21 protein-coding genes are annotated in these 19873 nt (G+C 44.6%); 8 read left to right on the plus strand and 13 right to left on the minus strand.

What is annotated here, in order from left to right:
* The 3 genes from A8806_RS26760 to A8806_RS13485 all read left to right on the plus strand — a co-directional run bounded on the left by A8806_RS26760 (position 1) and on the right by A8806_RS13485 (position 1599).
* Positions 1–129 carry a sensor histidine kinase gene (locus tag A8806_RS26760; RefSeq protein ID WP_278321111.1) on the plus strand — a complete coding sequence of 43 codons (129 nt, stop codon included), beginning with the start codon at positions 1–3 and terminating at the stop codon, positions 127–129.
* A 91-nt stretch (positions 130–220) separates the two neighbouring features.
* Entirely contained in the window at positions 221–853 is a 633-nt protein-coding gene (locus A8806_RS13480; RefSeq protein ID WP_109731731.1) for a GyrI-like domain-containing protein, read from the plus strand.
* A 41-nt stretch (positions 854–894) separates the two neighbouring features.
* Positions 895–1599 carry an SDR family NAD(P)-dependent oxidoreductase gene (locus tag A8806_RS13485; RefSeq protein ID WP_109731732.1) on the plus strand — a complete coding sequence of 235 codons (705 nt, stop codon included), beginning with the start codon at positions 895–897 and terminating at the stop codon, positions 1597–1599.
* A gap of 79 nt (positions 1600–1678) precedes the next feature.
* Here the strand turns inward: A8806_RS13485 and A8806_RS13490 are convergent, their stop codons facing one another.
* Both A8806_RS13490 and A8806_RS13495 read right to left on the minus strand, forming a co-directional pair.
* Positions 1679–2524, minus strand: a complete 846-nt coding sequence (locus A8806_RS13490) for an Rpn family recombination-promoting nuclease/putative transposase (protein ID WP_109731733.1) — start codon at positions 2522–2524, stop codon at positions 1679–1681.
* A 421-nt stretch (positions 2525–2945) separates the two neighbouring features.
* The gene (locus A8806_RS13495) at positions 2946–5684 is read right to left on the minus strand and encodes a glycosyl hydrolase (protein WP_109731734.1); all 2739 of its coding nucleotides are present in this window, start codon (positions 5682–5684) and stop codon (positions 2946–2948) included.
* 127 nt (positions 5685–5811) lie between these two features.
* Between A8806_RS13495 and A8806_RS13500 the strand changes: the two genes are divergently transcribed.
* Positions 5812–6861 (plus strand): AraC family transcriptional regulator, encoded by a 1050-nt coding sequence (locus A8806_RS13500; protein ID WP_181368714.1) that lies wholly within the window; start codon positions 5812–5814, stop codon positions 6859–6861.
* 56 nt (positions 6862–6917) lie between these two features.
* On the opposite strand, the gene A8806_RS13505 is transcribed toward A8806_RS13500, so the two are convergent.
* From A8806_RS13505 to A8806_RS13520, 4 genes are read right to left on the minus strand one after another with little or no spacing between them, the layout of a single operon-like run.
* A complete protein-coding gene (locus tag A8806_RS13505) occupies positions 6918–8165 on the minus strand; it encodes an ABC transporter permease subunit (protein WP_109731736.1) in 1248 nt (415 codons plus the stop codon).
* Complete coding sequence (locus A8806_RS13510; protein ID WP_109731737.1) at positions 8162–9052, minus strand: ABC transporter ATP-binding protein; 891 nt, start codon at positions 9050–9052, stop codon at positions 8162–8164. Before A8806_RS13510 ends, A8806_RS13505 begins: the two co-directional genes overlap by 4 nt.
* A gap of 45 nt (positions 9053–9097) precedes the next feature.
* On the minus strand, positions 9098–9880 hold the full coding sequence (locus A8806_RS13515; protein WP_109731738.1) for a hypothetical protein: 783 nt from the start codon (positions 9878–9880) through the stop codon (positions 9098–9100).
* Between the two features lies 1 nt (position 9881).
* Positions 9882–10463, minus strand: coding sequence for an RNA polymerase sigma factor (locus A8806_RS13520; protein WP_242996080.1), 582 nt, complete (start codon positions 10461–10463; stop codon positions 9882–9884).
* Positions 10464–10739: 276 nt separating this feature from the next.
* On the opposite strand from A8806_RS13520, the gene yedE reads away from it, so the two are divergent.
* Positions 10740–11834, plus strand: a complete 1095-nt coding sequence (gene yedE, locus A8806_RS13525) for a YedE family putative selenium transporter (RefSeq protein WP_109731740.1) — start codon at positions 10740–10742, stop codon at positions 11832–11834.
* Positions 11835–11862: 28 nt separating this feature from the next.
* A complete protein-coding gene (locus tag A8806_RS13530) occupies positions 11863–12066 on the plus strand; it encodes a sulfurtransferase TusA family protein (protein ID WP_109731741.1) in 204 nt (67 codons plus the stop codon).
* A 49-nt stretch (positions 12067–12115) separates the two neighbouring features.
* On the opposite strand, the gene A8806_RS13535 is transcribed toward A8806_RS13530, so the two are convergent.
* Together A8806_RS13535 and A8806_RS13540 are read right to left on the minus strand one after the other, a co-directional pair.
* On the minus strand, positions 12116–12319 hold the full coding sequence (locus A8806_RS13535; protein WP_109731742.1) for a type II toxin-antitoxin system antitoxin: 204 nt from the start codon (positions 12317–12319) through the stop codon (positions 12116–12118).
* A 2-nt stretch (positions 12320–12321) separates the two neighbouring features.
* A complete protein-coding gene (locus A8806_RS13540; RefSeq protein ID WP_109731743.1) occupies positions 12322–13341 on the minus strand; it encodes an SPFH domain-containing protein in 1020 nt (339 codons plus the stop codon).
* Between the two features lie 359 nt (positions 13342–13700).
* Here A8806_RS13540 and A8806_RS13545 point away from each other — a divergent pair, with 359 nt between their 5' ends.
* Positions 13701–14309 (plus strand): HAD family hydrolase, encoded by a 609-nt coding sequence (locus tag A8806_RS13545; RefSeq protein ID WP_109731744.1) that lies wholly within the window; start codon positions 13701–13703, stop codon positions 14307–14309.
* Positions 14310–14357: 48 nt separating this feature from the next.
* Here A8806_RS13545 and A8806_RS13550 read toward each other — a convergent pair whose 3' ends face one another.
* Genes A8806_RS13550 through A8806_RS13570 form a run of 5 tightly spaced genes read right to left on the minus strand, consistent with a single transcriptional unit; the run spans position 14358 to position 18810 of the window.
* Entirely contained in the window at positions 14358–15593 is a 1236-nt protein-coding gene (locus A8806_RS13550; RefSeq protein WP_109731745.1) for an aspartate aminotransferase family protein, read from the minus strand.
* Positions 15594–15640: 47 nt separating this feature from the next.
* On the minus strand, positions 15641–16270 hold the full coding sequence (locus A8806_RS13555) for a cytidylate kinase-like family protein (protein WP_109731746.1): 630 nt from the start codon (positions 16268–16270) through the stop codon (positions 15641–15643).
* Positions 16271–16288: 18 nt separating this feature from the next.
* Positions 16289–17032: an amino acid ABC transporter ATP-binding protein gene (locus tag A8806_RS13560; RefSeq protein WP_109731747.1), complete on the minus strand. Its 744-nt coding sequence runs from the start codon at positions 17030–17032 to the stop codon at positions 16289–16291.
* 35 nt (positions 17033–17067) lie between these two features.
* Positions 17068–17838, minus strand: a complete 771-nt coding sequence (locus A8806_RS13565; RefSeq protein ID WP_109731748.1) for an amino acid ABC transporter permease — start codon at positions 17836–17838, stop codon at positions 17068–17070.
* A gap of 48 nt (positions 17839–17886) precedes the next feature.
* Positions 17887–18810, minus strand: coding sequence for a transporter substrate-binding domain-containing protein (locus tag A8806_RS13570; protein ID WP_109731749.1), 924 nt, complete (start codon positions 18808–18810; stop codon positions 17887–17889).
* A gap of 498 nt (positions 18811–19308) precedes the next feature.
* On the opposite strand from A8806_RS13570, the gene A8806_RS13575 reads away from it, so the two are divergent.
* Complete coding sequence (locus tag A8806_RS13575; protein WP_181368715.1) at positions 19309–19833, plus strand: DUF3877 family protein; 525 nt, start codon at positions 19309–19311, stop codon at positions 19831–19833.
* Positions 19834–19873 lie beyond the last annotated feature (40 nt).

Below are 19873 nucleotides of genomic sequence, written 5' to 3' on the forward strand. Positions count from 1 at the left end.
ATGAGGTATCATTATATATCAAATGTAGATGAACGTCTGAAGCTCTACTATGGCGATAATTGTGGCGTAAAAATCCAGTCTGCCCCGGGAGAAGGCTGTACCGTCCGGCTTCTGCTTGGGAAACATTAATCATCCGGACTTGGATTTTCACATAACATGACACACTTATGTCCTGTTATGTATGTTAAACTATAGAAAAATATAAAGGATGGTGTTCGCAATGGCATTTGATTTCAAAAAAGAGTATAAACAATTTTACATGCCCAAAAATAAACCGGAGATCGTTATGGTTCCGCCAATAAACTATATTGCTGTACAAGGAACCGGCAATCCAAACGAGGAGGGAGGCGCATACCAACAGGCAGTGGGGATTCTGTATGCTGTCGCCTATACCTTAAGAATGAGTTATAAAGGAACGCATAAAATCGACGGTTTTTTTGAATATGTCGTGCCTCCGCTGGAAGGCTTCTGGTGGCAGGAAGATGTAGACGGTGTAGATTATTCAGACAAAAGCAGTTTTAACTGGATTAGTGTGATCCGGTTACCGGATTTCGTAAAAAAAGATGATTTTGACTGGGCGGTTCAGGAAGCGGCAAGAAAGAAAAAGCTCGACTGCTCCTCTGCCGAATATCTGACTATTGATGAAGGCTTGTGTGTACAAATGATGCACTATGGCGTATATGATGATGAACCTGCCACGGTTGCCATTATGGATGAATACCTCTCTGCCAACGGTTATGAAAACGACTTCAGTGATCACCGCCTGCACCATGAAATCTACTTATCTGATCCGAGAAAGACAGTGGCTTCAAAACAAAAAACCGTGATCAGACATCCTGTGAAAACGAAATAGATTTACAATCATGATAGATAATTAATAGGAGGAGTATTGAAATGTTTAAAAATAAAGTTGCCGTTATCACTGGGGGTGCAAACGGTATTGGAAAAGTTACAGCCGAAGAATTCAGAAAAGCCGGCGCCTCAGTCTGTATCATTGATAAAGAAGCCAACAGCTGCTTCACCGGAGATCTGGCAGATAAAGAAACACTTATCCGTTTTAAGGATAAAGTGATCTCTGAATATGGCCACATAGATTATTTGATTAACAATGCCCTTCCTTTAATGAAAGGAATTGATGAGTGTTCTTACGAAGAATTCAATTACGCTTTACATGTAGGCATCACTGCCCCATTCTACTTATCAAAGCTCTTTCTGCCATATTTTGCACCGGGAGCATCCATCATTAACATTGCATCATCCCGCGACCGGATGAGCCAGCCCAATACGGAAAGCTATACAGCGGCAAAAGGCGGAATATCTGCTTTAACCCATGCCCTGGCTATCAGCCTGGCCGGAAAAGTCCGTGTAAATTCTATCTCACCGGGATGGATTGACACTGATTTTAAGGAATACACAGGTCCCGACGCCCTGCAGCATCCTGTACACAGGGTAGGCAATCCGCTTGATATTGCCAATATGATCCTATATCTCTGCTCAGACAAGGCCGGATTCATTACAGGAGAAAACATCTGCATTGACGGCGGTATGACAAAACAAATGATATATTCCGATGACTTCGGCTGGTCACTTTCGGTCTGATTGTAACAATATTAATTCAAAACAAGGCATTCCCGCTGGTATCAAAGTTATCATCGCATTGATTCCAGCGGGTACTGAGTTAATCTAATATCTGCCTTACTTTATCTGCACTGATATCACAGATGTCTGCAATTTCCTCCGGAGATTTGCCCTGCATATGCAGTTTAAAAACCTGACGGGCACGGCGTTCTCCAATCTCCTCCCCCTCTTTAAGCCCTCTTTTTTCAGCGCTGCTGATCTGGGTATTATAATCTTTTAATGCCTTTTCCCGGGCCTCATATTCCAGCCGCTTTTTATCATCTGCACTCAGTTGGAGCAGTGTATTGTATGCTTCATCGAGATATTCGTTTGTTTTAGCCATATTCTGAAATTCCTCCTTGTTTTTGCTACTGAAGAACCTCATCCATGCAAGAACATCTTCTCCGGTCTTAACCTCAGGAGGCAGTTTTTTCAGCTCCAGTATCTGAAGTTCCATTTTATCGGAATACAGTTTTGATGTCTGATCATCCCGGAAATGAATCCTGCGGTAACATTCCTTGTCATTGGGAAAATGGATGAAGTCTAAAATACTTACATGGATACACTTCTGCAGCTTTTCATAGGACTCACCTTTACGGATCTGGCTGTCAAACATCTTACTAAGGTAGAACAAGGCGCGTTCATCCCAGTATTCAAAGTATTTGACCTGCATTTCCATGTTCATCTGTGTTCCGTCTTTAAGCAGTACCCTTACATCCATGATTCCTAATTTGTCATCAGCTGAGTCTCTCGAAAGCAGTGTGGGCAGAAGGACGGTGTCTTCCACTTCGTCCGGAGACAGGTTCAATAATGCTGAAATAAAGCCCTTCCTGACTTTGGGGTTCTGCATCAGTTCCTTGAAACAAAAGTCTACAGTGGGTAACATAATAAAATTGCTTTGGGTCATAAAATGAAATCTCCTTTCCTGTGCAGAAAACGAATGGCACACATGTAAGGAGTTATTCTGATTTATTATTATCATATCATGATATATGGATATGTAAAAGACAGAAGTACCTTAAAAATGTAGAAGATTCATTGTTTTCTGCGGTTCTAATAAGTTAATTAATTGGGTAAACCGGCGAACTGCCGATTGAAAAATGAAAGGTGACTACCTTTCGAAGTTTCTGATGAGAGTATAGCATGAGGTAAGGAAAAGTACAATTAGGCAATTTGACGAAATTAAATTACTTGAAATTCATTCCTGATTATTGTTCAGATAATTCCGAAAAACCAAAGCATCCGGATAATGTTATAAGTAATATTCATACTATAACATAATAAAGAACGATCTCGAAAAATATCAAGACCGTTCTTCATAATCCATTTTACTCAATACTCCAAAGTCTCACGTCCCCTGTGATTCCTGACAACGACTTTGCCTCCGCCATTTGTCCAAAGCTAGTCGGAACGTTTGCCATTTCCCTCTCCAGAGTAGTGGCGACTTCTATTCTGATATGATTCTCTCCCTCCCGCAATGCTTCTGTCAGATCATATCTATAAACCGGAACGATCTGGATTCCAAGGCTTTTATCATTCACAAACACTTCAACGCCTTCATATGCATCCGTAATTTCCATATACATCCTTTCCATCTTTGCTGCCATGAAAGTATTTTCATAGCGTACAAATCCTGAGAATTCCGGTTCTTCTTCCGCCAGATGATCCGGCAGTATTACTGCTTTTTTATTTTCAAAAGCTGGATAGTCTATGCTCCTGCATGTACTTCGTTCCCATCCAGAAGAAAATGTCTTTTCTACTTTGTTCTCCACAAGAAAGACCGGGGATTTCTTTGTACACATAGCCTTTTCAGCTTTCATATCCTCTGGTGTCTCTGTCCCATCCATGATAAATATCCGGCTTTTGAGTGGCTCTATCTCCAGTTTCAGCACACCCTTGCGGTAATCCGCGGCCTCCAGACAGTTTTCCCACGCATCATACAGATAAACCGCGGCTTCTTTCCTATCTTCTTCGTTTGCCATGTTGTGAATCCGGATCTCCCCTTTATAAGTGTCGGTTCCTTCATTTACAAACAGCCAGACTTCACTCCCATCCTCATGGACATAATGAATATAACGGATTCTGTTATCTGCGGGCACCAGCATGATTTCCCGGATATTTTCCAGAGATGCAGCCAGTGCACCAAGTTCTGCAACATTGCCGCAATCTCGCATTTTTTCAGCTATTTCTCTGTCTGCTTCTTGTTCTGCTATTGACGTATCGCAGATTCCATGCGGCGGTTCATTTACAAAAATAACCGGAATGCCCTTTTCTTTCATTTCTCTTAATGCCCGTGCAAACGCCTTCGTAACATACTGCATATATGGAACAATAACCACCTTATATTCCTGAGTATTTACCCTGAATAGATTCTCCTCGATCCTGCTGCCATATGTATCCATATCCGAAAATACATCCTGCGGTATATAGTCATATTCGATCTGGGCATCGGCAAGCACATGCCCGATTTTGTCTGCTGTCATATGCTCCCCTGTCCAGTCACCCTCGGCATGGTAAATGACTGCTGCCGGCGCGATATGTTTCCCACCGCTGATCAACTCGCACACCCTGTTCATATATGCCATCAGGCTCCCGAAATGCCGGTACTGCGGATTATGTCCGTGGGCATAGAAGTGCGGCGGGCAATCCGGGTCCGGAAACGCTTTCGCGCTGAATGCATGGGGCACATAGTTGTTAATTCCCCTTACAAGGAAATGATCTGCCAGATATTTCTCCAGCCGCACACCTTCTGACCAGCCATAATTCCCGAAAATCTCGCACATGGAATCCCCTTTTTTCAGTGGCTCAATTGCAGCGGCAGAACTGCCCAGTTTTCCAAGCATATAGTGATAGAATTCACCGTTCCTGTGCTGGAAAAGGCCTTCATTATAGCTGATATCCTCACCTTGCGGGAATACCTGTCCCCCGATGTCATCAATGCCTGACATGTCCTGACCCGCAAGCCCTCTGAAGAAATGTCCAAGCGAAGATCCGGTCCTTGTATGATGGTTATCATCCTCGATCAGATGACCGATATATTTCACCCCTCTTTCCCTGCACCAGTTCCCGATCTGCCAGGAAAAATCGTCCCGCACAAGTTCTGTCACTGCGTCCATAAAGGCGTATCTCACTTTTGCCGTCACACAAGCATCACCGTCTTTCTCCCATAACAGGGCCAGCAGAATGCCATAATCATCTCCCAGCTTTACCTTCAGCTTTTCCTCCAGCTCGCGGCTCCAAGGATAATCATTCGGACTTCCGAACGGATCATCCATATTGTACATATGTCCATTTCCCAATTCCGGTTCATCCGAAAAAAATCCGGCAATCGTAGTTCCGAATTCATCTTTGTAATGTGCATAATGAGGTTCATAAACCGCGTCAAGCAGTACTTTACAGGAGGCCCGGTCCATCATATTGATATAAGACCTGTGGTATCCGAAGTTCCGTGATAAATGCAGTGCGTAAATCTTCCACTTTCCGGCCGGAACCTCCCAATCCAGTCCTGCCTCTGTTATAAACGGCTCCAGATTGATTCTGTATCCGGGATTCACAAACCCATTTTCTGCATGATCCTGACGCACCGCAAAGACAGCCAGCCGTCTGTCATCATCAAAATGTCTCTGTTCTTCCTGCATTGTATAATTTTCAATCATCGTTTTCTGGAATTCATCTGGATGACTGATTTCTTCCCTGCTGATATGTACATTCTTTACTCCGGCAAGGTCATATGTCCGGCAGCAAATACTCTGCCTGCAAAGCTCATTCGGCTGGTCTGCCATCGCCCCGTTGGCAAATCCCGTCGGGAAATGACTGTCGTCCAGAATCCATACCTTCATATTACGTTTTTTAGCCTCATCCAGAATCACATCCATATCCTTCCACCATTTTTCACCGCAGAAGTCGGGATGCGGGCGGCTTTCCACACAAACCGCCTTGATATTGCTCTCATCAATGACTTTCATGTACTCACGGAGCACTTCCTCCGTCTCCCCGTGCTGCCAGAAAAACGGGAAAATATAATTTCCTCCCTGGTTCTTTAACAATCTTTTTATTTTACTGTTCATTGCATAGCTCCTCCTTTATTCTACTATTTTAATAGATTCCGAGCTGTATTTTAATCACTTTTCTACATCTCTCTATTGACCAAACTACAGATTTTGCTATAATAAAATGCAGGAGGAAATAATACTTATGAATATCGCTCATCTTGATACATATTTAAGGAAAAAAACAGAAAACGAACTCACAAAAGGGTCCTCTTTTTATAATTTTCTTACAAACCTTTCAAAATTTCCGGCCTTATCTCAAATAGACCCTCTCGAATATATTTCCGATCCGGACCATAAACTGCCGTCTGACTTCCCTCTTTCTGAAAATTTACATTTTTTCGAGGAAATGCTCACGAATTTCCGGTATGTGGATGGTGTAATGGCCGTTAAACAGGACCGTTTTATAGATGTCATGGAACATAAACATGACTGGATAGAGCTTGTCTATATGTATTCCGGCCATGCACTTCTTACCGTACATGAAAAAGAAATCTGGCTCACAAAGGGACAGACCCTTCTGCTTAACAGCAATGTAGCACATTCCTGCAGGGCCTGCGGGGAAGATGATATCCTGATTAATTTTCTGATCCGCAGAAATTATCTGAACCAGAATTTTTTCAACCGTTTTTCCGATGAGAGCTATCTCTCACAACTTTTTATCCAGATGCTTCAGGATAAGAAGGAAAAAGACCACTATATTCTCTTCCATACAGAAGAAAGCCGCCGTCTGCCCATTTTTGTCCGGGAATTTCTCTGCGAATATTTTGATAAAAGTATCCATTCCAAAGATTACATTGACAGCTATACCACCCTGATCCTTTTAGAGCTTGCCGGGGCCTACGGCCATGATCTAAAAAACAGGAAGGAAAAAAGCAGCGGGCAGTATGTCCTTCCCATCCTGCGGTATATCGAAGAAAACTTTACTTCCTGCACATTAAAAACGACAGCAGCGTTTTTTAATATGAACCCGAACTATCTGTCCAACTACATCAAAAAGCATACTGGTAATACATTTAAGTATCTCGTACAAAATCAAAAACTCCTGTACGCGGCAAAACTGCTGAAAAACACAGATCTGCCGATTACAGAAGTCTCTATCCAGACGGGGTATGAAAATGTAAGTTACTTTTATAAATTATTCAGGGAGAAATACCAGTGTTCTCCACAGGAATACCGGACCAGATGCCAGTAGCGACAACGTATACATGTCTCCCGGCCTAATCCGGCACCATGCTAATCTTCCGCCTCTTACTGTGAGTACCTGCAGTAAGAACGCACCGTCCATATCATAAATACAGCTGCCCCTATAGCTTCTGCCGGAATCATGACATAAGGAATCCAGAACGCATGATTTCCGAAGTATACAAAGCCGGTGTCCAGAAGGGCATACAGGAAGCTGTTATTCAGCCCTGTCCCGCCCGAAGGCAGGATACAGCGAATCCATTCGCCAATATTATTTCCCATAAAATTCGCAATAAATACCGGAAGAATACAGAATCCGATCCCTGCAAGATAAGAGGCTGCTGCGGATCTGCACCTGCTGGATAAAAAGAGGGTGAAAAATATCGTCGCAAGCATGGTCAGGTATCCTGCCGCAATCACGGCATTCTGCAGCGTCCCTATCGTCATCGGGAGAAAACTGACCGCCGAGAAGAGGAACTGTATATCCGCCTGCCTTGCTTCCCATCCGAAGGCAGTATTTATCACTATCATGTAAATAGCAATACAGACAATATACATAGCTGTCATAATCAGGACACTTGCTGCCAGCTTCGTTATGGCAAGCCGTCTTCTGCCGTGTCTGGTGCAGCGCAGGATCTGGTCGGACTCTGTCTGGTATTCTCCCGAGAAAATAGGCGCAGTAATTACAACGCTTAATACCGTCATCAGAAAAACAACCATCCCCAAATAATCGATATTATTACTATCCACGCCGGGATAATAGGAAAACGGCATCTCAACCTTATCATACATCGCCGCGGCCTTTTCCCGCGCCTCCGGATGTTTTTTCTGTTCCATATTCATCAGGTCAGTCAGATGTTGTCTGCACTGCTCATAGAATCCCATTGCATCTTCTTCTGTCAGATCCATAACATCGGCGCCCATACCGGTAACCGGGTCCGCATACACTTCTGTCATTCTTCGCATAAAAATGGAGATCGGTGCAATCTTTTCCGTATACTCGCTTACCGGCATATTTTCATCATAGACTCCGTTTTCATACTTACTGCTGCAGTCCTGATATTGTTTCAGCGCCTGTGCAATGCGCTCCGGCGTTATGGTCCCTGAATATGCCTTCTGGGACTGTTTCTCCAGACGGATAGCATCTAATCCTTTAGCGGTTATTTCTTTCCCGTTGGAATCTTCATATGTGTACCGTGCAAAACTAATCGGTGCATAGGAAAGCAGCCCTGTTAATCCAATAACTGCCACTAACACAAACTGCACATATCTTGTTTTCAGTACCCGTTTCAATTCCAGCCATAAAAGCCTCATCTAACCCCCTCCTTCCCCGCTTCTTCCTGAGGGAAGAGCCATAAATAAAGATCTTCAAGCCGCGGCTGCTCCTCTATTGAGTCCGGAAATATTTTTTCTTCGGAAAGATACCGGACAAATACAACACTGCCGCTGATATTGCGCAGATTCACGACTTTTGCCTTCTGCTCTGCTTTGTGTACATCACACTGCGGCATCTCTGTGCTCCAGACCTTACCTTCCATAATTCCGACCAGTTCTTCCGTTGTCCCCTCTGAAACAATACCCCCGTCCTTCATAATGGCATTTCGAAAAGCAATATATTCCACATCCGGCACGATGTGGGTGGAGATCAGGACAATTCTGTTCTGGGCAAATTCTGACAACAGGTTCCGGAAACGGACTCTTTCTCCCGGGTCCAGCCCACTTGTAGGCTCATCCAGAATCAATACCTCCGGTTCGTTCAGAAGTGCCTGTGCAATACCTACTCTTCGCTTCATCCCTCCTGACAGCTTAACAATTTTCTTACGCCTTACATCTTCCAGTGTCAGACGTGTCAGAAGTTCTTCAATTTTATCTCTCGTATTCTTCTTAGTAAGCCCTTTTAGCGCGGCAACATATTCCAGATAATCCTGTACCGTAAATTCAGGGTAAAAACCAAATTCCTGCGGCAGATACCCGAAAATATCCCTGTAAGCCCCTCCCAGACTCTCGATGTTTACACCGTCAAACTTCACGCAGCCGGATGTCGGCCTCATGATTCCTGCAATCATCCTCATCAGCGTAGTCTTTCCGGCCCCGTTTGCACCAAGCAGCCCCCAAATCCCGGGAGTGATGGTTAAGTTAACGTCATCTGCCGCCGTTTTATCTTTGTATTTCTTCGTAAGATGTTCTATTTTTAATTCCATTTTGGCCTCCTCATGGGGGTTTAACCCATATATTTTCTGTCCATTTTAACCAAATTCCGGGATTTCCTCATAACATTCCTTTTCCCACATTTTTATGACCTGTACAATACTAAGCATCAGGCAGAGAATACACAAAATCCACCCGGCTGTTTTTGGCAGATCCATTGGATTATATCCGCTTACCCTGTCCAGTAATAATACAATCGTGATACTGGTTCCTCCTGCAAGATTGCAGCCTTTCATAAGTGACTGTATCTTCAGCCGCCTGAACAGATACAGGAATAAAGCGGATGCCGCCATCAACGGCAGAATAAAAGAAAAAACTACTTCGCTGAAGGAATACAAAAACTTTATGGTCATCAGGCACATAACAGCTGCAGCCATAACAAAAATCCCGCCTGATATGATTATGAGGCGTGCTGTCGTAAGCCTTCCCGCGGAAAATAGCGTCGTATTCTCGATTTCGAACATTCTGTACCGGATACTTCTCTCAATCATTGGTACTGCTGTCCAGACCATCAGTATTCCGCTTGCGCACAGTACATAAGGTATATGCCTCGCGGGTCCCGAAGCCAGAAATATAAAGCCGATCATCCGTATTAAGATAATCAGAATCACAAACTGTATAAACCATACCTTCCAGCCTATAAACCTGACCTGACGCAGGAGAAGTCCCCAGAATCCAATCCGCTCTCTTTTTCCGCGCCTTTCATACAAGGCATTCGCATGCAGTATGGTATCTTCCAGATGTTCCTGATGTATTTCGGGAGTACGCCTCCTGATCTCTGCATTAATTTCTCCAGCCAGCTTTTTTTTGCTAAGTTTCAAACTATTCACCCCTCTTCCCTTCTGCTAATTTTCTTTTGCGTTGTTTTTTAGAGGCGGCTGCCTCTTTTTCCATAATCCGTTCTCTCAGTTGTCTGACTGCAGACCGCAGCTTTGACTGTACTGTCCGAAGCGGCAGGCCCATCACATCCGCAATCTCTCTAAGCTTCAGTTCCTGCCCGAACCTGAGCAGTATGATTTCTTTTGCCTCCCCCGGCAGGTTTTCTGCAAGGCTTAAGAAATCCATTGTTTCCTCCACATCATCCATGACACCGGCCGGTTCCATAAATGTCTCCAGAATTTCTGTGTCCATTGGCTCCTCATATTTCCTGCGGTTCATGTCAATACATGTATTTGCTGCAATCTGGTATAAAAAAGCACGGAATTTCCCCTTATGGGTATACCTGTCCAGATACCTCACTGCTTTAAGAAATGTCTCCTGAACCGCATCCTCTGCATTGGCATAGCTTTTTGTATGCCAGATACAATACCTGAATATTTCCGGGTAATACATCCTTACCAATTCATCCACATATTCTTTATTTCCCTGTTTTATCTGCCTGAAAATTTCATCTTCCCGAGTCAATTGAACCTCCTTAGGGCGTCCCCTATATATCATAACGATTCAGGTTTTAGAAATGATTTAGGTTTTCTTAATTTTTTACGCGGATTATAGGATTTTTCTATAAGATCCTTTGAACATGTAAGTTTTCAATTAGACTCTCATAAAAATGAACGATATACTGGATATATGTGGAAATTACTGTGGGTGTACTTGCTAATTCATGTACAATATATGCTGCTGCCTGGGGAGCAGGGGCATTGTGCGTGAATTATCAAACACATCCGAGGAGGAAGAGAGATGAATTTTTCAGATTCAAAAAAGAAACTGGCAATTGCAGGTGTGGTATGCGGACTTGTTGCGGCTTGTCTGGCGTATTTTGGCAATCCTGCAAACATGGCGTTCTGTATCGCCTGCTTTATTCGTGATACGGCGGGAGCGCTTGGCATGCATCAGGCTGAGGTTGTCCAGTATGCAAGACCGGAAATAATCGGGCTTGTATTAGGTGCATTTATTATTTCGGTGGCTACGAAGGAATATCGTTCCACAGCGGGCTCATCACCGATGATCCGTTTTATTCTGGGTATGGTTATCATGATCGGTTCCCTTGTATTTTTAGGGTGCCCGCTGCGTATGATTATCAGGATGTCCGCAGGCGATCTGAACGCATGGGTAGCACTGATTGGCTTTATTCTGGGTATCGCTACAGGAGTCTTTGCCCTGAAAAAAGGGTTCAGCCTTGGCAGAGCCCATCTTACAAACAAAATGAGCGGCGGGGTGCTTCCGGCACTGATGCTGGGAATCCTGATCCTTGCCACAGCAACCACTCTGCTGAAAGCAAGCGAGACTGGCCCGGGAAGCCTTCACGCCCCAATCATCATGTCCCTGGTCGGCGGACTGATTTTCGGAGCAATGGCACAGAAATCAAGAATGTGCTTCGCCGGCGGAATCCGTGACGTGATTCTGATGAGAAACTTTGACCTGCTGACTGTAATCGGCGGACTGTTTGTCGTCATGCTGATCTTCAACATTGCAACAGGAAGATTTGTATTTGGATTCAATACGCCCGGAATCATTGCACATTCCGAACATTTATGGAACATACTTGGAATGTATGCGGTAGGCTTTGCCGCAGTCCTGGCAGGAGGGTGCCCGCTAAGACAGCTGATACTGGCAGGACAGGGATCATCCGACTCCGCGGTAACTGTAATCGGAATGTTCGTCGGAGCAGCACTCTGCCACAACTTTGGGCTGGCAGCCAGCGGAACATCCATGAACGCAGAAACACAGGAAATCGTCGCAGGTGCTGTACCGTTCAATGGAAAAGTGGCACTGATCATATGCATTGCTGCATGTTTTATCATCGCCTTTACAAATAAGCGCGAGAAAGCATAATCTTATTTTATGAAAGAAGGTATTTGTTATGAAGGAAGTAGATGCAAGAGGTCTTTCCTGCCCGGAGCCCCTGATGCTGACGGCGGAAGCTATAAAAGGCACTAAAGAACCTGTTAAAATTCTTGTTACAGAACCGCATCAGAAGATGAATGTTGAAAAATTTGCAAAAGAACATGGACGGAAGACAACATCTTCTGAAATTGAGGATGGATATGCTGTTGTAATTGAATAAGGAAATATAAAAGGTGCGAAAAACCGCACCTTTTATATTTCCTGTTTTCTTATTTTATATCCAGTTCCGGAGGTTCATCCAAATGCTCTGAAACATATTTCCCATCTTTCTTTCTCTGCCGTACACATTCTGTCAGGAGATACTCAATTTGTCCGTTCACAGAGCGGAAATCGTCTTCGGCCCATGCGGCAATGGCATTGTACAATTTTTCGGAAAGCCTCAGGGGAACCTGTTTTTTTCTTGACTCTGTCATACTTAGTATAGGCTTCCTGTATTAACGATAGGCTGTGTGTCGTGACTTCCACACAACACTACAAGCAGATTGGAAACCATAGCCGCTTTTCTTTCCTCATCCAGTTCCACAATCTCTTTCTCATTCAGACGGTCAAGGGCCATCTCTACCATGCCCACTGCCCCGTCTACGATCATCTTCCTTGCGTCAATGATAGCTGAAGCCTGCTGCCTCTGGAGCATAACGGCTGCAATCTCCTGCGCATAAGCCAAATAGGTAATGCGTGCCTCAATGATCTCTAATCCTGCTTCCGTTACCTTCTGCTGGATCTCATCCCGGATCCTTGATGCAACTACTTCACTGGAGCCACGCAGACTGCCCTCGTCCGCAACCCCGTCACCTGTAGTATCTATGTTAGGTGCCACGTCGTATGGGTAGATCCTTACGATATTCCGAAGCGCACTGTCACACTGCAGTGAGAGATATTCCTTATAATTATCCACGTTGAATACAGCCTTGGCCGTATCCGTCACCCGCCACATGACTGCAATGCCGATTTCAATCGGGTTGCCGAGGCAGTCATTAATCTTCTGCCGATTATTATTCAGTGTCATAATTTTAAGAGAAATCTTCTTACTGGGTGCCTCCGCCGCCGGAATATCATTCTTCATAGTAAGGGACAAGGTTTTACGTGCTCCTCCGTCCACATCCCCGCTCTGGTTCAGCTTCGTCTTTGCTGCCGGGTTAACACTTGTGCAGAAAGGATTTACAAAATAGAAGCCGTCTTCCTTTAACGTACCCACATACTTACCAAAAAGTGTCAATACCAGTGCCTCCTGGGGTTTAAGGACCCGCAGTCCGCAAAACGGAACCCATCCGATAACAAGCCAGACTATACTGACAATCAGCAGTACTGGCGAGCCCTTATCGTCCATGATAAATCCCCCAGCAATACATCCTGCCACAGCTGCCATGTAGAGCAGTGTCGTGACAACCAATACAAGCATACCATTCTTTTTAGTACCCAGAATCTTTTCAGTCATAATAGTGCCTTCCTTTCAAATCAAGACCAATATCCCTCTTTGTTTATATTCAAATGATATCATTTTGATATCATTTTGTCAACACTCTGGAAAGCCATTTATAATTCGTTACTGTTCACACCCTGCGGGCGTGCACAGTAACGGCATCTGCTTATTTCAAGTCGCCTTCGGCGAGAAGCAGATGCCCTGAGACCATCACTTTATTGGCCCGATGCCGTGCAGCAGGGTGCACGGCACGGTGTGAACAGTAACTATAATTCTTCTTTACAAAGTCAAGATGAAAAAATAATTTGCCTGTATATACGTTGAATGATACAATGAATAAGTAAATCTATATATTCTATTTGCAGGAGGACAATATGATAAAAACAATTATCTTTGATATCGGCAATGTATTGGTTGATTATAATTGGAGGGCTGCCCTGGACACCTTTCCATATTCACAAGAAACAAAAGAGGCCATAAGCACGGCCATGTTCCTGAGTCCTGAATGGAACGAATTCGACCGCGGAACATATTCCACGGAAGAAATGTTAGCCCTTTTTATCAAAAATGCTCCTGAATATCAGTCAGAAATCGAAAGCGTATTCGCTTCTATTGGGAGATGTATTCATCAGTTTGAATACGCCATCCCGTGGATATGTGCACTGAAGAAGGAAGGGCTGAACGTCTATGTCCTCTCTAATTATGCAGAACATATGTACAACCAGACACAGGACGAGTTAAATTTTTTAAAGTATACTGACGGCGGCATTCTGTCCTTCAGGGAGAAGATGGTAAAGCCGGAACCCGCTATTTACAGGACTTTAATGGAACGCTACGGAATTGAGCCGGACGAAGCAGTATTTATAGACGATTATTTTGAAAATGTTGAGGATGCAAAAAAACTCGGCCTCCACGGTATACTTTTTACCTCCTATGAAGATACGGTTGAAAAACTGGCCGAGCTTGGTGTTGTTACCAGATAAACATTTGAGTTTTAAGACAAATCGGGGCAGGGAATTATAATCCGCATCCTACGATGCCTGTACCTCCTGTCCCGTCAGAGCCATCACCGCATCGTATATAATTCCGAATGCTTTATCGCATTCCTCTTCTGTCACAATCAGTGGGGGGACCATACGGATGATACTGGAGCCGATTGCCGTAATCAGCAGCTTCCGTTCAAAACACTCGTGTTTCACATCTTCCCCTCTCACGCCGTCCTCGAACTCTACTCCTACAAATAGCCCCTGATGGCGGACTTCCCGGACATGCGGGAGTGTTTCCAGAAGGCCGGAGAAATAATCCCCCATTTTCTTGGCATTCTCGGCACAGTGGCGGTCAAGCAGTTCGTTTATCTCTGCGAGTGCCGCGGCACAACAGACCGGATGTCCCCCGAAGGTACTTCCGTGGGAGCCTTTTGTAAAAGCCTTGGCTACTTTTGCCTTTGCACAGATGGCTCCGACCGGCATCCCGCCGCCCAGTGCTTTTGCCATTGAAACAATATCAGGCTTGATTCCATAATTCATGTAACTCATAACGCTTCCCGTTCTGCACCATCCAGTCTGCACCTCATCCAGCAGCAGGAGCAGCCCCTTCTCATCACACAGCTTCTTAAGGCCATGCATAAACTCCTGTGTGGCGGGATGAACGCCGCCTTCCCCCTGGACCGGCTCTATCATGACAGCAATCGTATGGTCGTTTACGGCCTCCCGGAATGATGCCAGATTATTATATTCTGCATAGGAAAAGCCGGGAGTCATTTCGCCAAAACCGATCTGGCAGGCATTATCCGGCTGCCCTGTGGCACTCATTGCCCCGAATGTCCTCCCGTGAAAGGAATTTCTGGCAGTCACGATATTATATTTGTGCGGCCCGTATTTTTCAACTCCGAACTTCCTTGCCATCTTGATCATCGCCTCATTTGCCTCGGCGCCTGAATTCTCAAAGAATACTTTGTCCATGCCGATTGTCGTACAGATTTTCTCCGCGAGCAATGCCTGCGGGATGGAATATGGATAGTTGAATGTCTGCATCAGGTCTTTGCATTGGTCCCTGACAGCGTCAACCACCCTTTTATTACAGTTTCCTGTACTGTTTACCGCGATTCCCGCATAAAAATCCAGATAAGCAGTCCCGTCTGTTCCGTACATATACATATCCTTCGCAGTCTCTGCCACAAAATCAAATCTGTCATATGTTTCAATCATATATTTCTTCACTTTATTCTTGATATCCTGCTCCGTCAGCCCCGTATCCTTTAATCTCATTTTGTTTCTCCTCCCTTTCAATCTACATATTTTTAAACGGCTTCTTCTTAAATCAACTGTTTGATTTTTAAATAAGACTCAATGATCTGTACGCAATTATCGATACCCGCCTTTTCGCTGTTCAGAGTCATATCATAATTAACCGGATTGTTCCAGTCATTTCCCCTTGTATAATATTTATAATAATCCGCACGGTACTTGTCGGTATGCTCAATCGTCGCATTTGCAGTTTCCTCTGTTACCTTCATATGTTCCACCGTCCGCTTAATGCAAAAATCCCGTGGTGCTTCTATATAGATGCTCACTACATTCTCCCTGCCTCTGAGAACCCAGTCTGCACATTTTCCTACGATAACACACGATTCTGTATCCGCAAGGTCCCTGATGATCTTCTTCTGATATTCAAACAGCGTATCATCCGATACAAATTCATCATTCCTCGTAATATACTGCCTGGATCTCGGGAGCCCCCTCAGGAAGCCTGAGAAACCGCCGGTTGACCGTATCCTCTCATTCACCTCGGTAAATACATTTTCGTCCAGTCCGCTCATCTGGGACGCAAGTGTCAGGATTCTGTTCTCGTAACAATGAATCCCGAGATCTGCCGCGAGTCTGGAGGCGATCTCCTTCCCGCCGCTGCCGAATCCTCTGGCAAATGTCACTACAAATTGTTCCATCTCACCCTCTCCTTCTCCTTACCCTGCCATAAACCGGCTTAAAAACTCTCTTGTCCTTGGATTCTTTGGATTCGTGAACAGCCGGGCAGGTGTGTCATCTTCAGCGATATATCCCTTATCCATAAAGATGGTCCGTGTGGATACATCTCTGGCAAATCCCATTTCATGTGTCACAATGATCATCGTCAGTCCCGTCAGCGCCAGTTCTTTCATGACATTTAATACATCCCCTACCATCTCGGGATCCAGTGCACTGGTCGGTTCATCAAAAAGCAGGACCTCCGGATTCATGCATAATGCCCTGGCGATGGCTACCCTCTGTTTCTGGCCGCCGGAAAGCTGTGATGGGTAAGCATTGATAAACGGTGCCATCCCCACCTGTTTCAAATGTTCGATTGCCCGTGCAAACGCCTCCTGTCTGGACAGGTGCAGGACCTTTCTCGTCCCTGCCATACAATTCTGAAGAACGCTCATGTTATTAAACAAATTGAAGGATTGGAATACCATCCCGACTTTGGAGCGGTATTCGTTCACTTCCTTCTGGACATCCCGCACTTCCCTGCCGTGGTAAAGGACCTTCCCTGATGTCTGGTGCTCCAGCCGGTTGATACACCGCAGGAGCGTAGATTTCCCGGACCCGGAAGACCCTACAATACAAATCACTTCCCCCCTCTCCACCGAAAAATCAATCTTTCTCAAAACTTCATGGTTTCCGAAGGACTTGCTCAGTTCTTCGATACTGATTATATATTCCCTGCTCATAGCTGCCTCCTCTTCTATTTTTCAGATACTCCCCGCTATTGATTTTCCATGTATTCCACTGCCAGTACATAATCCTTCTTTCCTGCCGTTGCTTTCTCAAGCAGGATAAACAGCCGGTTAAAGATGAAGCAGAGCACCAGATAGATAAGGGCAATCACCAGATATGACTCAAAATATTTGTAATACGTTCCTCCCGCGGTTTTCGCCATCATAAAGAGCTCTGATACGCCGATTACATTCAGCACAGATGTCATCTTTAAATTAGTTAAAAACATATTAGCCATTTCTGGAATTATGTTTTTAAATGCCTGTGGGAGGATTACCTGAAACATTGCCTTCATAGGCGACATTCCCAGAGCCAGAGCCCCCTCCCGCTGTCCGCCCTCGACAGACTTAATCCCCGCCCGGACAGTTTCAGACATATAGGCCCCCGTATTCAAAACCGTAACTAAAATACCTGCGGTAACAGATGCGATTTTCACATCTGCCTGCAAAAGCCCGTAATACAGGATCATCCCCTGTACAATCATCGGCGTTCCGCGGAACAACTCTACATAAATCCATGAGATTCCCTTCAGAATCCAAATAAATACTTTTTTAAAGATGTGATCTTCCTTATTCAGTTTTATGTCTTCAATGATTCCTATCAGATATCCCAGCAGGAAACCTGCAATCGTCCCTGTCACTGCCACATACAGGGTATTGAGCGTCCCCTCTATAAACAAGCCGGAATACTTCTGCGCCAGAAAAATCATCCATTCCAAGGAACTCCCGGGATTCGCCGAAAGCAAGATTCCTGAACCCATATTTTATCCCTCCTTTATGCGGGGGCAGAAGCATCCTGCCCCAAATACTTAATTAGCCGCAGGCTGTAGTTTGATTGCTTCGCCCATCATCTCATCCATTTTTGCTTTATCATTCCATGAAATCTGATCCATTACCCCCTGAATGCTGTCTTTCAGTTCCGTATCCCCTTTGCGTACTGCAATACATACGTTGGTTGAACCCGTAGGGTCTTCAATCGTGTCTCTCTCATCCAGATCAAGCAGTACCAGGTCATCGTTTGTCAGTGCAGCCGACTGGGAAGTCGGCAGATCAATCACACAGGCATCCGCTGCACCGTTTGAAACAGCCATAAAGCATTCCGCCGTCGTTGCATAATTTGCTCCAAGCTGTACATCAGGTATCTGGTCCAGCAGATCTACCCATGCCGTACCAAGCTGTGTTGTCACGGTAATATCCTTTCCTTTGAAATCCGACAGCTTCTTGATATCCTCCAGCCCGCTGCCCTTTTTGACTGTAATGCAAATATCTCTGTAATAATAGGGTTCCGTAAAATCGTAGGCCTGCTCCCTCTCGTTCGTCTTTCCCATACCGGCTATGATGCAGTCATACTCCTTCGAGTCCAGCCCCATACCAATAGAATCCCATTCAACCTTATGTACTTCCAGATCCCATCCAAGTCCATCGGCAATCTTCTTAGCCATCATGACATCATAGCCGTATGCGTAATAATTTGTGCCATATATCGGAACCGCTTTATCATCATTAGCGACCTCGTCTGTTTCCTGGGTCCAGTTAAAAGGAGCATACGCACATTCCATACCCACTCTCAATACCTTTTTTGATGCTCCTTCTGACGATTGTTCTGCTGTAGTTTTTGAAGAATCCTTCACCCCGGCAGAAGTCCCTGCTGCTTTCGAACTGCCGCATCCTGCCGCCAGTACGGCCGCCATTGCTGCCGCGATCATTGTGCTGATTATCTTTCTCTTCATCATAATTCTCCTCTCTTTCCCTGAAAAACAGGCATACACAAAGGGCGCTTACCTCAAAAGAAGTAAACGCCCTTGTTCACGTGTTATATGAATTCTCTGCCCGCCGTTATCCAGCCCACAATTTTTGTATGACCCGGCCGGTTTGAATTTAGTGCAAGTATAGTCTGCATTTTTTGTATTGTCAATTAGTTTCATGAAAAATCTGGAATTTTATTACATTTGACGTATTTTTCCGCATTTTCCGGATTATTTTCTACAACTGTGTTTACTCAAAGCCATTTTTCTCTTTTACCTCGCTTAACGCTGTCAATAGTGCTACTGAATAATGAATTGCAAATACGCCTTGCCCTGCTCCAGTTTTTTCAATGCATGATAGTTGTCAAGCATACTCTAAACACAAGAAATACATTGAGCAATAGATTTTCTAATGTTATGATAATAATATTAGAAAAAGACTATATACATGATGGTACACAATCAAATGAAAGAACAGGAGTATACATGATGGATTTAAAGAGAAATATCATCGATAACATAAAAGAATGTGAGATAAAAATCGGCTATCGCGAAGAGGATATGAATCTGTATTACCCGCTGGAATCTCTCCTCGAGCTGCTCCCTGCTGCCCCGGGAAACCTTCCGGATGCGATTGTAGAATTTTGCAAATCCACTGGGCCCGAGCTGGGTGCACTGACTATAAAAGAAACCGGAGAAAAAGGCCGCTATTGTATCCATGTCCCTTCCTCGGGCGTAAAATATATTCATGAAAACACAGCAGGCAGCCCGTTTTTAAAGGCTTTTCTGGATGAAATATTTAAGCCGGGGAACTCCGTGGATGATATCGTGAATGTATTTAAGGCATTCTCCGATGATGTAGCTGTCGAAAAAGTAGATGAACACGAATGGGGTGTATTCTTCCTCGATCCTGAGATTGACCCTTACGTTTATTATTTGGAACAGGAAGAATTCGGATTGCAGTATCACCGCTTTACAAGACATGCATATGAGGCTTTGAAAAGGCAGTAACTTTTTGTTTTGTAAACATAGTTAAGACAGCGAGGTGGGG

It is taken from the genome of Faecalicatena orotica (assembly GCF_003149245.1).
Taxonomy (GTDB): Bacteria; Bacillota; Clostridia; order Lachnospirales; family Lachnospiraceae; genus Faecalicatena_A; species Faecalicatena_A orotica.

What these genes read in the sequence shown, in the direction of transcription:
- A8806_RS26760 (WP_278321111.1), top strand. Translation starts at nt 1, where the DNA reads ATGAGGTATCATTATATATCAAATGTAGATGAACGTCTGAAGCTCTAC.
- A8806_RS13480 (WP_109731731.1), top strand. Translation starts at nt 221, where the DNA reads ATGGCATTTGATTTCAAAAAAGAGTATAAACAATTTTACATGCCCAAA.
- A8806_RS13485 (WP_109731732.1), top strand. Translation starts at nt 895, where the DNA reads ATGTTTAAAAATAAAGTTGCCGTTATCACTGGGGGTGCAAACGGTATT.
- A8806_RS13490 (WP_109731733.1), bottom strand. Translation starts at nt 2,524, where the DNA reads ATGACCCAAAGCAATTTTATTATGTTACCCACTGTAGACTTTTGTTTC.
- A8806_RS13495 (WP_109731734.1), bottom strand. Translation starts at nt 5,684, where the DNA reads ATGAACAGTAAAATAAAAAGATTGTTAAAGAACCAGGGAGGAAATTAT.
- A8806_RS13500 (WP_181368714.1), top strand. Translation starts at nt 5,812, where the DNA reads ATGAATATCGCTCATCTTGATACATATTTAAGGAAAAAAACAGAAAAC.
- A8806_RS13505 (WP_109731736.1), bottom strand. Translation starts at nt 8,165, where the DNA reads ATGAGGCTTTTATGGCTGGAATTGAAACGGGTACTGAAAACAAGATAT.
- A8806_RS13510 (WP_109731737.1), bottom strand. Translation starts at nt 9,052, where the DNA reads ATGGAATTAAAAATAGAACATCTTACGAAGAAATACAAAGATAAAACG.
- yedE (WP_109731740.1), top strand. Translation starts at nt 10,740, where the DNA reads ATGAATTTTTCAGATTCAAAAAAGAAACTGGCAATTGCAGGTGTGGTA.
- A8806_RS13530 (WP_109731741.1), top strand. Translation starts at nt 11,863, where the DNA reads ATGAAGGAAGTAGATGCAAGAGGTCTTTCCTGCCCGGAGCCCCTGATG.
- A8806_RS13535 (WP_109731742.1), bottom strand. Translation starts at nt 12,319, where the DNA reads ATGACAGAGTCAAGAAAAAAACAGGTTCCCCTGAGGCTTTCCGAAAAA.
- A8806_RS13540 (WP_109731743.1), bottom strand. Translation starts at nt 13,341, where the DNA reads ATGACTGAAAAGATTCTGGGTACTAAAAAGAATGGTATGCTTGTATTG.
- A8806_RS13545 (WP_109731744.1), top strand. Translation starts at nt 13,701, where the DNA reads ATGATAAAAACAATTATCTTTGATATCGGCAATGTATTGGTTGATTAT.
- A8806_RS13550 (WP_109731745.1), bottom strand. Translation starts at nt 15,593, where the DNA reads ATGAGATTAAAGGATACGGGGCTGACGGAGCAGGATATCAAGAATAAA.
- A8806_RS13555 (WP_109731746.1), bottom strand. Translation starts at nt 16,270, where the DNA reads ATGGAACAATTTGTAGTGACATTTGCCAGAGGATTCGGCAGCGGCGGG.
- A8806_RS13560 (WP_109731747.1), bottom strand. Translation starts at nt 17,032, where the DNA reads ATGAGCAGGGAATATATAATCAGTATCGAAGAACTGAGCAAGTCCTTC.
- A8806_RS13565 (WP_109731748.1), bottom strand. Translation starts at nt 17,838, where the DNA reads ATGGGTTCAGGAATCTTGCTTTCGGCGAATCCCGGGAGTTCCTTGGAA.
- A8806_RS13570 (WP_109731749.1), bottom strand. Translation starts at nt 18,810, where the DNA reads ATGATGAAGAGAAAGATAATCAGCACAATGATCGCGGCAGCAATGGCG.
- A8806_RS13575 (WP_181368715.1), top strand. Translation starts at nt 19,309, where the DNA reads ATGATGGATTTAAAGAGAAATATCATCGATAACATAAAAGAATGTGAG.